Here is a 13,327-nt window from a genome sequence, read left to right as displayed (position 1 = left end):
TTGGGAATGGATGCACTCGACCTGCCCAGCCGAAAAAAAATGCCTCCGCAGAGCGCAGACGTTTGCGGGCGGCCTGGAACGCCACGAAAGATGGTGGGGGCGCATAACGCGAAAAACCCGCCGAAAAATCGACGGGTTTGTCAGCGGACCGGGGGCGGCGCGGAGCCGCCTTTGAAAGGCAGTCGCTCGGCGAACTCTGTCTATTGCAGGGCGTAACGCATGCCGAGTTTGAAATCGTGCGACGTGATGTCCTTGAAGTTCATCGGGGCATTCACGACCGTGTCGTCGTAGGTGCGAATGTTGCCCGTCTTGGCATCGCCCAGATTCATATAGCTGTAGCCGAAATCCACAGTCAGCCTGTCAGTCGCCTTGTAGCCGACACCGGCATGCAGCGCCCAGGCGAAATTCCAGGAGGCATCGCTATCAGCCCAGGCGACGCCCTGCGTCGGTACGTTAATGTCCCGGAACCCGGAAATGCTGTTGCGCGAGGCACCGATACCGGCGCCGATATAGGGAACGACGCCGTTCCAGTCGGCGATATCGACATAGGCGTTGGCCATCAACAGCCATTCGGACTTGGCCCCATCATAGTCGTTTGTACCATCCCAGATGGGACCGGTCGGGCCACTGTGACCATAGCGGTCAAGTGCTGCGAAATCGGCCTTGCCGCGATACTCGACGATACCGTCCATGCGCAGCCAGTCGTTGAACTGGTAGCCAGCGCCGATGCCGACGAGTGGCGCGCTGTTGAAGCTGCCCTCGTCCACCAGTTCGTGATACTCGACCGCGCCGAACAATTCGTGCTGCAACTCACCGAGCCTCTGGTTGCTCATGCCGATATGGCCGCGCAAGTACCATCCACCTGTCGGAACAATCACTGGCGCCGGATCCTCAATATAAAGGTCAGCCGCAGTGGCCGGTGCCGCCAATGACAGCGCAACGGCAACGCCAAAAATATACTCTCTCATCTTATGACTCCATGAATATCGGCAATTCCTGGATACGGGCGAACGCCCACAGGCTCAGCGTTTCTTGCGCCAGATATCGCATGTCCCAGTTAACATTGGATTAAGCATAAGAATTTACCAGGAATCTTTACTATTCCCATTCTTCCGCCGGCTTGCTGGCGTTACAAAAAATGCCGGCCACCACAGGTGCCGGCATTTCGTTTCTACCCGTAAACCGACGTCACGATGCGCCGGCAAAGTTGCGGCTAGGCCGCGGCGTGGCGCACGCTGCCGATAACATTGATAAGCTCATCGACAATCCGTTCGACCTGGCCGCGATCGTCACCCTCGGCCATCACCCGGATCAAAGGCTCCGTGCCCGACGGACGGATCAGCAGGCGGCCGGACTTGGCAAGCTCGGCTTCGGCATCGGCGATCGCCTGGCGCACCGTTGCGTCTTCAAGCGGCTTGCCGGCGGAAACGCGCACATTCTTCAATACCTGCGGCACCGGCTCGAAGCGGTGGCATACCTCGCTCACCGGCTTGCCCAGGCGCTTGACGACTGCAAGGATCTGCAGGGCCGCCACGAGACCATCGCCGGTCGTGCCGAAGTCCGAAAGCACGATATGGCCGGACTGCTCGCCACCGACGTTCAGCCCCTCCTGGCGCATCTGCTCGACAACGTAGCGGTCTCCGACCTTGGTGCGGTGCAGCTCGATGCCACGGCCCTTGAGGTACCGTTCCAGACCGAGGTTGGACATGACCGTTGCGGCGATAGCATTGCCGCGCAGCGTGCCGTCCTCAGCCCAGCTGTCGGCGATGACGGCCATCAACTGGTCGCCGTCGATGACGGTACCGTTCTCGTCGACAATCAGAACCCGGTCGGCGTCGCCGTCGAGCGCGATGCCGATATCGGCCCGCACCTCATGCACCTTTCTGGACAGGGCTGCCGGATGGGTCGAACCGCAATCGAGATTGATGTTGACGCCATTCGGCTCGGTCCCGATCGTCACCACTTCAGCGCCGAGTTCCCAGAGGGCCTGGGGGGCGACCTTGTAGGCAGCGCCATTGGCGCAATCGATGGCAATCCGCAGGCCCTGAAGGGTGACATCGCGCGGCAGGGTGCGCTTGGCATGTTCGAGATAGCGGTAGATGTCGCCGTCGACGCGCTTGGCACGGCCGATGTCTTCCGCCTTGGCCAGCTGGCCGGACAGGTCCTGGTCGAGCAACGCCTCGATCCTGGCCTCGATATCGTCCGAGAGCTTGTAGCCATCGGGGCCGAACAGCTTGATACCATTGTCCTGGAAGGGATTGTGCGAGGCCGAAATCATCACGCCGATATCCGCGCGCAGCGAGCGCGTCAGCATGGCAACGCCCGGGGTCGGGATCGGCCCGAGCAGAAACACGTCGAGACCGGCTGCCGTGAAACCGGCAACCATGGCGTTTTCGAGCATATAGCCGGAAAGGCGCGTGTCCTTGCCGATCACCACTCGATGGCGATGGGCGCCGTTGCGGAAGATCGTGCCGACGGCGATGCCGACCCGCATCGCAAGATCCGGCGTCATCGGGAAGATGTTGGACTGGCCGCGGATACCGTCCGTGCCGAAATACTTGCGCTTCATAAGAACTCCATCGTTCTGCTGGGTCAATGCAGGCTTTGCCTGCTTTACCTGTCTGCGTGTTCCGCGACTGGGTTTCATTGACCAGACCTCATATCATTCCGGCTGTTGCCGTTGCTCCCGCGCTATAACAGCAAAACAAGGGCTGGGAGCTTTCGAATCTTCTTTGACACAAAACCAATGCAAACGGCAGCAACCGTAGCATCAGAAATCATTACATCCCGTTACCAAGTGCAATCCTGCGCCGGCGCAACAAAAAGCCGCCGCACCCTCCGGCGCGGCGGCTTATGAGATAAGCGTCTGAACCGGAGCCGTTATTGCGGCTGCGGCTCGAACCCACCTTCGGATTCTTCGCCCTTGTTGCCGGACGAGCCCTCTTTCTTCACACCGGCGGAAGGCACGGCGGAGCCGCGGTGCGGCGGGGTGTCGTCGCCCAGATCACGCGCCGGCTTTTCGCCGCGGATGAGCGCCTTGATCTCGTCACCGGTCAGGGTTTCGTATTCGAGCAGCCCTTCCGCCAGCGCCACGAACTCGTGGTTCTTGTCGGTCAGGATCTTGCGGGCGGTCTCGTAGGCCTCATCGATCAGGCGACGGATTTCGTTGTCGATCTTCTGGGCGGTCGCTTCCGACACGTTCTTCTGCTGGGCGACCGAGTGGCCAAGGAACACTTCCTGCTGGTTTTCGCCGTAGGACACCTGCCCGAGCTGGTCGGAGAAGCCCCACTGCGTCACCATCGCACGGGCAAGCTTGGTTGCCTGCTCGATATCCGACGAAGCGCCGGAGGTGATGTTCTCCTTGCCGAAGGTCAGTTCTTCGGCAACGCGTCCGCCCATCATGATGGCAAGCCGCGAGACCATCCACTTGTAGCTCATGGAATAGCGGTCGCCTTCCGGCAGCTGCATCACCATGCCAAGCGCCCGTCCGCGCGGAATGATCGTCGCCTTGTGCAAGGGATCGGCCGAGGGAACGTTGAGCGCCAGGATGGCGTGACCGGCTTCGTGGTAGGCGGTCAGCTTCTTTTCGGCTTCTGTCATGGCGGAGGAGCGACGCTCCGCACCCATCATGATCTTGTCCTTGGCGTCTTCGAACTCGAGCATGGTGACGACGCGCTTGTTGCGGCGCGCAGCCATCAGGGCCGCTTCGTTGACGAGGTTCATCAGGTCGGCGCCGGAGAAGCCGGGTGTACCGCGGGCAAGAACCTTGAGATCGACGTTCGGCGCCAGCGGCACGTTGCGAACGTGCACCTTGAGGATGCGCTCGCGGCCATTGATATCGGGGTTCGGCACGACGACCTGGCGGTCGAAACGGCCCGGACGCAGAAGCGCCGGATCGAGAACGTCGGGACGGTTGGTCGCCGCGATCAGGATGATGCCTTCATTGGCTTCGAAGCCGTCCATCTCGACCAGCAACTGGTTGAGCGTCTGTTCGCGCTCGTCGTTACCACCGCCGAGACCGGCGCCACGGTGGCGACCGACGGCATCGATTTCGTCGATGAAGATGATGCAGGGTGCGTTCTTCTTGGCCTGCTCGAACATGTCGCGCACACGGCTCGCGCCGACGCCGACGAACATTTCAACGAAGTCCGAACCGGATATGGTGAAGAACGGAACATTGGCTTCGCCGGCAACCGACCGCGCAAGCAGCGTCTTACCGGTACCGGGAGGACCGACGAGCAGCACGCCGCGCGGAATGCGTCCGCCGAGACGCTGGAACTTCTGCGGGTCGCGCAGGAATTCGACGATTTCTTCCAGATCCTGCTTGGCTTCGTCGACGCCAGCGACGTCGTCAAAGGTGACGCGGCCATGCGCTTCGGTCAGAAGCTTGGCCTTGGACTTGCCGAAGCCCATGGCGCCGCGCGAACCGCCCTGCATCTGGCGCATGAAGAAAAGCCAGACGCCGAGGATCAACAGCATCGGCAGCAGCGTACCGATATAGCTCAAGAACCCGGAGGAGCCATCGGTTTCCGGACGAACGGTCACCGTCACGTCCTTGGCTTCCAGACGCTCGGTGAGCGCGGTGTCCACCGAAGGCGCGTAGGTCTGGAACGTCGCGCCGCTTTCAGAATAGCTGCCGATGACCTTGGAGCCGGTGATCACGACTTCCTTGACGCGGCTTGCATCGACGTCCTTGAGGAACTGCGAGAACGGAATCTCACGCGAGCCGGTGCGCTCGGTCGGCTGCTGAAACATGCTAAACAGCGCGATCAGCAAAAGCGCTATGATTGCCCAGAGGGCAAAATTACGAAAATTAGGGTTCATCGAACTCCCCGGAACCTGTCACGACCCGCACATTTCGCCGGGCCGCTTTCTTGCCCCTAACATAGGGTTCTGGCGACGCCTTGCCAAGGCAAACCGCCAACTACCGTTCCATTTCTGTCAACAGATCGTGAACCGGCGACCGAACATAGGGCTGACGCCCGAACAATCCGGCAATCATGTCTGCCATGATCAGGTCGAAACCCGGCAAAAAGGTGTCGTAGGGGCAAATGCGCGGCTCGACGTCGGCGTTCGCGACGCAATTGTCGTCTGTGGATACAACATGCGGCGCGGAAAGCGATGCCCGCCTGGCAACGCCCGGTGGCACTCCTGCGGCAATAAGTCTCTGCTGTTGCAGCCCGCGATCGTCGCGAACACCGACCTTCACCAGACCATTTCCGACATTCCGAACGGCAAAGCGGCCATCCCAGATGCTGGCTTCGCCCGGCCCCAGGGTGAGAAACGGAAGATCGCGCGCCTCGCGATAGAGGTAGAGACCCGTCCCGCGCCTGTCGAAAACGACCCGTCCTGCGGTCAGCCGCCCCAACTCGCTGCGCTCAAGGAACGCCATCACGCGCTCAGCGGTGTCGGCGGCCAAGGGATGCGTTCGTCCGCCGACGACACCGGCCATTGTCAAGAGCGCGCGCCGGCAGTCGATATCGGCGCATGTTCCGACGGCAGTTTCGGCAATGCTCACGACAAGGTTCTCATGAACGCGCGCATGAAGCCTCAACCACTCAGCCGCTTTGACCGAGGAGCGCGCGCGCGATGCGGCGTCCCATGTGGTAGCCGCCTCAGCGCCCGTTTCAGCGAGGTGCTTACGGGTCCGCACCCGTTCGAAATGCATGTTCGCGTTGCTTGGATCGTCAAACCAGCCCACGCCCTCCGCCGCAAGAAAGGCCCTGACATCGGCGCGACGCAGCCCGAGGAAGGGGCGCAACACCCAGAAGCGCCTGTCGTAGAGCACGTCGGCCGCCATTCCTGCGGCGCCGGGCCCCTGTCCGCGCTCGGACCGCATCAGGATCGTCTCGCGCTGATCATCCAGCGTGTGGCCGGTGACGATGCAGGTGGCACCGAGTTCATCGGCAGCGGCGGCCAACAGCTGATAGCGCTTTTCGCGTGCGGCGGCCTGAATTCCTGCCGTAGGCTTTTCGCCGTCCCAGGGTTTGACGACATGCGTGATGCCGAGCCTGGCGCAAAAACAGGCCACAGCCTCCGCTTCAGCGGCGGAGCCCGGCCTCAAGGCGTGGTCGACCGTGCAGGCTGCAAGAGAAAGATCGGTTTTGCCGGATGCCTCGATCGCCTGGGATAGGGCGAGAAGCAGTCCCTTGGAATCGCTGCCACCGGACACGGCTACGAGCACTCGGGCAGGCCGATGGAGGGATGAAAGAAATCGTTTCGCCGCTTCGAGAACGGCCAGGCTGGCCTGCGTCTCAGCAGCCAAAGCGGCTTTGCTCGCTCGTCACCTTTGCGCGCACGGCCGGTGAGGCCTTCGGGTAGCGCTTGTTGACCTCGCGCAACGTGGCGCAGGCGGTTTCCTTGTTGTCGAGAGCGCCGAGCGACATGCCGAGCTTCAAGAGCATTTCCGGAGCCTTCGGTGATTTGGCGTGCGCCTGGTGCGCATTCAGGAACGTCTTGGCCGCGTCGCTGTACTTGCCCTGCGAATACTGCGCCTCGCCCATCCAGAAGCTGGCATCGGCCGCCTTCTCGCCTTGCGGGAAAACGTCGAGATAGTCGCGGAACTCCTGTTCGGCGGTGCTGTAGTCGCCGGACAGCACGTGTCCATAGGCCGACTGATAGAGATCGCCGGGATTGTCGAGCGCTGCAGTCTGCTGCTCGCTGTCCGGGTTGGCGTTGAGCCCGCCGTTGTCGCCCGGAAGGGCCACGCCGGTGTCGACGCCGGGCGGCGTTGCGTTGGCGCCAGGCTGGGCGTCGGTCGTGGTCGAAATCGGATTGCCGCTCTCGTCGAAGACGATCTGGCCAAGCGTCGTTGGAGGCGCGGCACCGGTTGCGCCCTGATCGGCGCCCGATGCGGCCATGCCGGTGCCCGGATCGGCAGGCGCCATCGTCTGGCTATCCGTCACCCCCGGGGTGACGGACGCCTGATCGCTGGACTTCGGCGTCTGCAATGCGCCGCTCTTCTTGGGGGAGGCCTTGCCGCTTTCCAGATCCTGGAAGCGGAACTCGTTGTCCTCCTGGAACTTCCGGATCTGCTCCTGCATCTGCAGAAGCTGGAAGCTCATTTCTTCGATACGCCCGTTGAGCGAGCGGATCTGTTCTTCAAGCTGGCCGATCCGCGTGGTCTCGGACGCCTGTACCTTCACGACGGGAAGACTGTGCGAGCCTGCCGTGTCGGTCTGTGTCGTTCGGGCCAGGAGCCCGGAAAGCGGCATGGCATTTACCGTCTGGCCAAGGCCCGAAAGGGCCGCGAGACCAAGCAGTCCAGCCACGACAAATTTCTTCATGTCTTTGTCCTGTTCGAATACCGGTTTTCCCACCCTGGAATCGGGGCCCGCAATACATCTCGCCGATTCATCTGGATGATTGCCGCACAGTTTTCCAATTACCCTGAAAAAGCAACGGAGTTCGGCCAAAGTGTGGTAAAAAAGCAAAGGGCGGCACAAGGCCGCCCTTATAATTTAGCGATGCGTGATCGTAAGATCACATGCCGGCGCCACCGAGAACGGTCACTGCACGGCGGTTCTGCGACCAGCATGAGATATCGTCGCAAACGGCGACCGGCTTTTCCTTGCCGTAGGAGATCGTCTTCAGGCGGTTGGCCGGAACGCCGCGAGAGATCAGATAGTCCTTGGTGGAAGCAGCGCGACGGGCGCCGAGAGCCAGGTTGTATTCGCGCGTGCCGCGTTCGTCGGCATGGCCTTCGACCGTGACGGCATAGTTCGGGTACTTGGCAAGCCACTGAGCCTGGCGGTCGAGCGTCTGCTGGGCATCGGCGCGGATCGACGTCGAGTCCGTGTCGAAGAAGATGCGGTCGCCGACGTTGACGGTGAAGTCCTGCTGCGAACCGGGAGTTGCCGAACCGGCGCCGCCGAGGCCAAGCTCGCCGGCACTGCCCGGAAGGTTCTTCTTCGACGCGCAGCCAGCGATGGCAAGGGTCATGACGAGTGCGATCATGACCGGGTTGCGAGCGATGGTCTGCATGCGGCCTGCGGCCGGGGTGTCAATTCGGCTCATGCGCCGGTCTCCTTGAGAAGTGTCTGAATTCACGGTTGCCAGACTGTAACCGGAAGCGGTTAATCGCTATTCAACAGTTATGGTTAACAAATCGATAATTTAAGCTCGACGCCTGCTAGACCAGCACTTTGCGGCGAGAAAGCGGCATGGTTGCCACAATCCCCGCCGCAAATGAGAGCCTACTATTCAAGCCGCGGCGACCAGGCCGGGTCGGAGGCAAAGCCCTGGGTGGGCACCGGCTGCTCGTTGTAACCGCTGAGGTCGATCGAGTAGAGTTGCGGTCCACCGGCACCGGCGTTCTGACGGAAGAACATGAGCACGCGGCCATTCGGCGCCCAGGTCGGGCCTTCATTGTGGAAGCCCGTGGTCAGGATGCGCTCACCCGAACCGTCTGGCTTCATCACGCCGATCGAGAACTTGCCACCCGATTGCTTGGTGAAGGCGATGAGGTCACCGCGCGGAGACCAGACCGGCGTCGAATAGGAGCCGTCGCCGAAGGAGATGCGGCGCTGGCCGGAGCCATCTGCACCCATGACGTAGATCTGCTGGCGGCCGCCGCGATCGCTTTCAAAGGCGATCTGGCTACCGTCAGGCGAATAGGACGGCGCGGTATCGATCGCCGCCGTGCTGGTGAGGCGGGTCGTCGTACGCGAGCGCAGGTCCATCGTGTAGATGTTGGCATTGCCCTCCTGCTGCAGGCTCATGATCACGCGCTGACCATCCGGCGAGAAGCGCGGCGAGAAGGTCATGCCCGGGAAATTGCCGACCACTTCACGCTGTCCGGTCTCCAGCTGCAGCAGGTAAACGCGCGGCTGGTTGTTTTCGAACGACATGTAGGTGACTTCCTGACGGTTCGGCGAGAAGCGCGGCGTCAGGACGAGATCGTTCGAGTTCGTCAGGGCGCGGGCATTTGCCCCGTCCTGGTCCATCATCGCAAGCTGGCGCTTGCGGGCGGTCTTCGGGCCGCTTTCGGCGACGTAGACGACACGTGTATCGAAGTAGCCCTTTTCGCCGGTGATACGCTCATAGATCGCATCGGCGATGATATGGGCGACGCGGCGCCAGTTTTCAGGCTGGGTGAAGAACTGCTGGCCGGTCATTTGCGTACCCGCAAACGTGTCCCAGAGCCGGAACTCCGCCTTCAGGCGGCCGTCGGCCTCCTGCGTCACGCGACCGGTGACCAGCGCCTGGGCATTGATGACCTTCCAGTCTTCAAACCGCGGCGCGGCATCGGGGTTGCTGATCTTCTCGATGAAGGCGCCCTTGTCGATCGGCTTGAACAGACCCGAACGCTTGAGGTCGGCAGCGACCACGTCGGAAATCTTCTTGCCGAGTTCCCCTTGCAGGAAGTCGGTGATCGCGATCGGCAAAGGCTCGACGTTGCCCTTGTTGATGTTGATTTCGACGACCGCATTCGCCGGTGTCGCCGCCACAAAGGCGGCCAACAGACCCGCTGCCACCATCAGGGCGCGGAAAAAAGAGCTCTTGATCATAGAGACAAGCCTTTCAGCTTAGTACGAAGGGTTTGCAGGGTTGGTTTGCTATCCGGCATAAGTTCCAATCCCGGCAGCTCTAGAGTGCGAATTCCGAAGGGTCGAAGTTCAGCACGAGGGTATTCCATCCTTTTTCGCCGTCATATTTTTCAGGCGGCAGATTCTGTAGCGGCGCCGAGCGACGGATCGCGCGAAGCGTGCTGCTTTCAACGGCGCGGCGCGTGCCTTCGGGGCCGCCGGTCGCGGTCACTTCCGGCGTGCCGACGATATTGCCCGACGGGTCGAGCTGCACGCGGACCGTCACACGGACTTCCTCGACGCCGGTCAGGCCGGCGATCAGCGACCAGTTGCCCTGGATCTGGCCTTTCACGCCGTCGATCTCGTTGGCGCTCAAGCCCACGCCGATGGTTTTCTTGCCGCCGAGAGCCGCCTCCTGCGTCGAGCGCTTGGCACCACCGGCAGACGGGTCCTGCCGGTTGAGCAGGGCAGCAATCTCATCCGCGTTGAACTTGCTTTCCTCCGTGGAGGCCTGCTTCTTCTGTTCTTTCGGTGTCTGTTCGTTCTTGCGGTCGGGTGTCTTTGCGGACTGTGCCGGCTTTTCCACCTTGGGCTTGGCCGCAGGCGTCGGCACCTTTTCCGGCAGCGCTTCGGCTTCGGGATTTTCGGCCGGCTTTTCTTCGGCCGGCGCCGGTTCCGGCTTGGTCTCTGGCTTCACTTCCTGCTTGGCTTCCGGCAGCGCCGCCACTTCGGTTGCCGGTTCTGAAGCCGGCTTGGTCTCCTCGACCTTCTTGATTTCCTGCTCGACCGGATCTGGCGTCGGTTCGGGCTTATCGTTCTTTTCCGGCGAGGCCGTGGCTTCGCTCTTCGACGGCTTGGCGTTCGGCGTCGGCGGCGTCTTCAGGTCCGTGTCGTTGTCGCCGACGTTCTCGGCTGGCTGGTTCGTTTCCGGACGCTTGGTCGGAACCGGCGACGACGTCTCTTTCTTCGGCGCCTTCTTGTCGCCCTGCTGAACCTGCGTCATTTCCGAATAGGGGACGATGTCGACCGGCAAAGCCTCGACGTCGGCGACCTGGAAATCAGCCGGGCTGCCGAGCGAAACCATCGCCCAGGTGAGAACCAGAGCGTGCAGCAGACCAGATGTGGCGAGACTGCCCTTCATCGTGGACGATCACTTTTCCTGTTCTTGCAGCGTCACGAGACCGAGGTTCTTGAACCCGGCTGCCGAGATGCGCGCCATGACCTTCATCACCGTGCCGTAGTCGGCATTGGTGTCACCTCGAACATAGATGCGTTCGTTGTAGCCGGTGGTGGCGATGGCCTCGAGCTTCGGCACGACCTCGTCGATCGCGATCGCGGTCTCCTGCAGGTAGATTTCACCTGCCGGGTTGACCGAAACGGTTATCGGCTGCGTATCGGAGTTGAGCGCCTTTGCCTGCGTTTCCGGCAGGTCGATCGGCACGCCGACCGTCATCATCGGTGCAGCGACCATGAAGATGATGAGCAGCACAAGCATCACGTCCACGAAGGGCGTGACGTTGATCTCGCTCATGATCGCTTTCTTGCCGCCGCGGCGACGACGACCGCCACCCGAACCTTTGGCTCCGCCAACCGACATACCCATCAGCTTGGTCTCCGTGCTCTCTGGCGATTACTGCGCCGCCTGGCGCGGGTTCTGCAGCTTCTCGTCGATCTGACGCGACAGGATCGCGGAAAACTCGTCGGCGAAGGCTTCCATGCGCGCCGACAGCTTGCCGGCATCGGCCGAAAACTTGTTGTAGGCGATAACGGCGGGGATAGCGGCGAGCAGACCGATGGCGGTTGCCAGGAGCGCTTCAGCGATACCCGGCGCCACGACCGCGAGGTTGGTCGACTTCGAACCGGCGATCGCCTGGAACGAGGTCATGATACCGACGACGGTGCCGAAAAGACCGATGAAGGGTGCCGCCGAACCGATGGTCGCGAGCGAGCCGAGGCGCGCTTCGAGCGATTCCGATTCACGGGCAAGCGTCACGTCCATGGCGCGGTCGATGCGCATCTGTAGACCGATCGGCGAACGCGCGCCGCGCTCGAAGCTCTTCTTCCATTCGCGCATCGCCGACACGAAGATCGCGCCCATGCCCGCCGTCTGGCGGTCGGAGAGGGTGCGGTACAGCTCTTCCAGCGACTGACCCGACCAGAACACCTGCTCGAACCCGTCGAGCTGGCGACGGACACGACCGTAGTTAAGCGTCTTGTCGACGACGATCGCCCATGTCCACACCGAAGCTGCAATCAGCCCCAGCATGACCAGCTTCACGACAAGGCCCGCCTGCATGAAGAGCGACCAGAGGCTCACATCGTGTGTGGCTGCGGCCAATCCAACCTGTTCCATCGTTTTCAGTCCCCGAATCCAAACACCCGGCAAGAGCGGCTCATGCTCGTGACCGGGTAGCCCAAACGTCCTGTTGCAAGAGTGCCCCGGCGCCGCCGCTGGTCGCACCATCGCGACCTTAATTAGCTTATGGTTGCCTTCTTGCCGTCAATTTTGGTCAAAGGATGACGTGCGCTGCACAAATCCTGATGGGCTGATTAAGACACCATTATGGTTAAGGGAGTGTTACCGCGACTGTGTCTTTCCGGCCGCGGTCGGCTGCGCGTGCCCATCGCGGAACTTCCCCGCGCGGCGGACGTTTTCGGGGCATGAGCACGCAAGCGACACGACACCGCGACCGGCGAGCAGCCCCGCAGCACTTCGATCAGCGCGACCGCCTGATCCTCGCGCTCTATGCGCAGCTGAAGGCCGAGCGCGAAACGCGCGCCGCCCTCGAGGAGGCACTCGCCAACGGCGTGTTGTCGAGCGAAGTGCTGCAGGCCATCGTCGCCGATCCCATCCCCGCCATTACCAGCGAAGACATCGCAGGCATCGAGCAGGCCCTCGCCGACGATGCAGCCCGCGCACAGACCGCCAAACCATTGAACGGAGAACGCTGATGTCTTCCCGCGCGCTCTGGAAGGGCCAGCTCCGGCTTTCCCTTGTCTCGATCCCGGTCGAGCTTTTCAGCGCCACACGCTCCGGCGCCAACGTCTCGTTTCGCCAGATCCACGAGCCGTCGGGCAAGCCCGTGCACTATGAAAAGGTCGTCGACGGTATCGGACCTGTGGACCCCGACGACATCGTCAAGGGTTACGAATACGAACCCGGCAAATACGTATTGCTGGAGCCGAAGGAAGTGGATTCGATCAAGCTGGAGACGAAGAAGACGCTGGAGCTCGTGCAGTTCGTCGGCGCCTGCGACATATCACCGATCTATTTCGACAAGCCCTATTATCTCGTGCCGACCGACGACCTTGCCGAGGATGCCTATCGGGTTGTGCGTGATGCCCTGCGGGCTGCCTCCAAGGTCGGGCTCGGCCAGCTGACTCTGCGGGGCCGGGAGTATCTCGTTGCGGTCAAACCCTGCGGCGACGGTCTCCTGCTGGAGACGCTGCGCTACGCCGACGAGCTGCGCAAGGCGGACCCGCTGTTCTCCGGCCTGTCAGGCAAGAAGGCGGACAAGGAGCTGCTTGATGTCGCAACCGCGCTGATCGACCGCAAGACGGCGCCGTTCGATGCCGCCGTCTTCAAGGACAACTATACCGCCGCGCTGACAGATCTGGTCAAGCGCAAGATGAAGGGCAAGGTGGCCCGCGTCTCGGTGGATGAAGACGAACGGCCTTCATCTGGAAGCGACAACGTCATCGACCTGATGTCGGCCCTGAAGAAGAGTCTCGAAAGCAGCGGCAAAAAACCGCCCGCGAAACCTGCCTCCACCGCCCGCCGCCGCAAATCCGCGTGAGGT

General features: G+C 61.9%; 12 protein-coding genes. 2 read left to right on the top strand and 10 right to left on the bottom strand.

The window, feature by feature from the left end; genetic code table 11:
* Positions 1-200 precede the first annotated feature (200 nt).
* The 10 genes from AC1Q80_RS25195 to tolQ form a co-directional block, all read right to left on the bottom strand.
* Positions 201-968 carry an outer membrane protein gene (locus AC1Q80_RS25195; protein ID WP_209791675.1) on the bottom strand — a complete coding sequence of 256 codons (768 nt, stop codon included), beginning with the start codon at positions 966-968 and terminating at the stop codon, positions 201-203.
* Positions 969-1,213: 245 nt separating this feature from the next.
* Positions 1,214-2,569: a phosphoglucosamine mutase gene (glmM, locus tag AC1Q80_RS25190; RefSeq protein ID WP_492362189.1), complete on the bottom strand. Its 1,356-nt coding sequence runs from the start codon at positions 2,567-2,569 to the stop codon at positions 1,214-1,216.
* A 311-nt stretch (positions 2,570-2,880) separates the two neighbouring features.
* Positions 2,881-4,824, bottom strand: coding sequence for an ATP-dependent zinc metalloprotease FtsH (ftsH, locus tag AC1Q80_RS25185; protein ID WP_173423580.1), 1,944 nt, complete (start codon positions 4,822-4,824; stop codon positions 2,881-2,883).
* Between the two features lie 100 nt (positions 4,825-4,924).
* Positions 4,925-6,265, bottom strand: coding sequence for a tRNA lysidine(34) synthetase TilS (tilS, locus tag AC1Q80_RS25180; RefSeq protein ID WP_492362188.1), 1,341 nt, complete (start codon positions 6,263-6,265; stop codon positions 4,925-4,927).
* Complete coding sequence (gene ybgF, locus AC1Q80_RS25175) at positions 6,255-7,286, bottom strand: tol-pal system protein YbgF (RefSeq protein ID WP_492362187.1); 1,032 nt, start codon at positions 7,284-7,286, stop codon at positions 6,255-6,257. The genes tilS and ybgF overlap by 11 nt, the downstream gene beginning before the upstream one ends.
* Positions 7,287-7,482: 196 nt before the next feature.
* Positions 7,483-8,016, bottom strand: coding sequence for a peptidoglycan-associated lipoprotein Pal (gene pal, locus AC1Q80_RS25170; protein ID WP_176354903.1), 534 nt, complete (start codon positions 8,014-8,016; stop codon positions 7,483-7,485).
* 182 nt (positions 8,017-8,198) lie between these two features.
* Positions 8,199-9,509, bottom strand: coding sequence for a Tol-Pal system beta propeller repeat protein TolB (gene tolB / locus AC1Q80_RS25165; protein ID WP_173423583.1), 1,311 nt, complete (start codon positions 9,507-9,509; stop codon positions 8,199-8,201).
* Positions 9,510-9,588: 79 nt separating this feature from the next.
* Complete coding sequence (locus tag AC1Q80_RS25160; protein WP_173423584.1) at positions 9,589-10,668, bottom strand: hypothetical protein; 1,080 nt, start codon at positions 10,666-10,668, stop codon at positions 9,589-9,591.
* 9 nt (positions 10,669-10,677) lie between these two features.
* Positions 10,678-11,130 carry a protein TolR gene (gene tolR, locus AC1Q80_RS25155; protein WP_173423585.1) on the bottom strand — a complete coding sequence of 151 codons (453 nt, stop codon included), beginning with the start codon at positions 11,128-11,130 and terminating at the stop codon, positions 10,678-10,680.
* A gap of 27 nt (positions 11,131-11,157) precedes the next feature.
* Entirely contained in the window at positions 11,158-11,880 is a 723-nt protein-coding gene (gene tolQ / locus AC1Q80_RS25150; protein ID WP_077500707.1) for a protein TolQ, read from the bottom strand.
* 308 nt (positions 11,881-12,188) lie between these two features.
* Between tolQ and AC1Q80_RS25145 the strand changes: the two genes are divergently transcribed.
* Positions 12,189-12,479, top strand: coding sequence for a hypothetical protein (locus tag AC1Q80_RS25145; RefSeq protein WP_492362186.1), 291 nt, complete (start codon positions 12,189-12,191; stop codon positions 12,477-12,479).
* On the top strand, positions 12,479-13,324 hold the full coding sequence (gene ku / locus AC1Q80_RS25140; RefSeq protein WP_492362185.1) for a non-homologous end joining protein Ku: 846 nt from the start codon (positions 12,479-12,481) through the stop codon (positions 13,322-13,324). The genes AC1Q80_RS25145 and ku overlap by 1 nt, the downstream gene beginning before the upstream one ends.
* Positions 13,325-13,327: the final 3 nt, after the last annotated feature.

It is taken from the genome of Ensifer sp. GW823-FHT05D09 (assembly GCF_058795755.1).
The sequence above is the reverse complement of the archived record's forward strand: the minus strand, read 5'-3'. Positions and strand labels throughout refer to the sequence as shown.

What these genes read in the sequence shown, in the direction of transcription:
- AC1Q80_RS25195 (WP_209791675.1), bottom strand. Translation starts at nt 968, where the DNA reads ATGAGAGAGTATATTTTTGGCGTTGCCGTTGCGCTGTCATTGGCGGCA.
- tolQ (WP_077500707.1), bottom strand. Translation starts at nt 11,880, where the DNA reads ATGGAACAGGTTGGATTGGCCGCAGCCACACACGATGTGAGCCTCTGG.
- ybgF (WP_492362187.1), bottom strand. Translation starts at nt 7,286, where the DNA reads ATGAAGAAATTTGTCGTGGCTGGACTGCTTGGTCTCGCGGCCCTTTCG.
- AC1Q80_RS25160 (WP_173423584.1), bottom strand. Translation starts at nt 10,668, where the DNA reads ATGAAGGGCAGTCTCGCCACATCTGGTCTGCTGCACGCTCTGGTTCTC.
- tolR (WP_173423585.1), bottom strand. Translation starts at nt 11,130, where the DNA reads ATGGGTATGTCGGTTGGCGGAGCCAAAGGTTCGGGTGGCGGTCGTCGT.
- ftsH (WP_173423580.1), bottom strand. Translation starts at nt 4,824, where the DNA reads ATGAACCCTAATTTTCGTAATTTTGCCCTCTGGGCAATCATAGCGCTT.
- tolB (WP_173423583.1), bottom strand. Translation starts at nt 9,509, where the DNA reads ATGATCAAGAGCTCTTTTTTCCGCGCCCTGATGGTGGCAGCGGGTCTG.
- glmM (WP_492362189.1), bottom strand. Translation starts at nt 2,569, where the DNA reads ATGAAGCGCAAGTATTTCGGCACGGACGGTATCCGCGGCCAGTCCAAC.
- ku (WP_492362185.1), top strand. Translation starts at nt 12,479, where the DNA reads ATGTCTTCCCGCGCGCTCTGGAAGGGCCAGCTCCGGCTTTCCCTTGTC.
- AC1Q80_RS25145 (WP_492362186.1), top strand. Translation starts at nt 12,189, where the DNA reads ATGAGCACGCAAGCGACACGACACCGCGACCGGCGAGCAGCCCCGCAG.
- pal (WP_176354903.1), bottom strand. Translation starts at nt 8,016, where the DNA reads ATGAGCCGAATTGACACCCCGGCCGCAGGCCGCATGCAGACCATCGCT.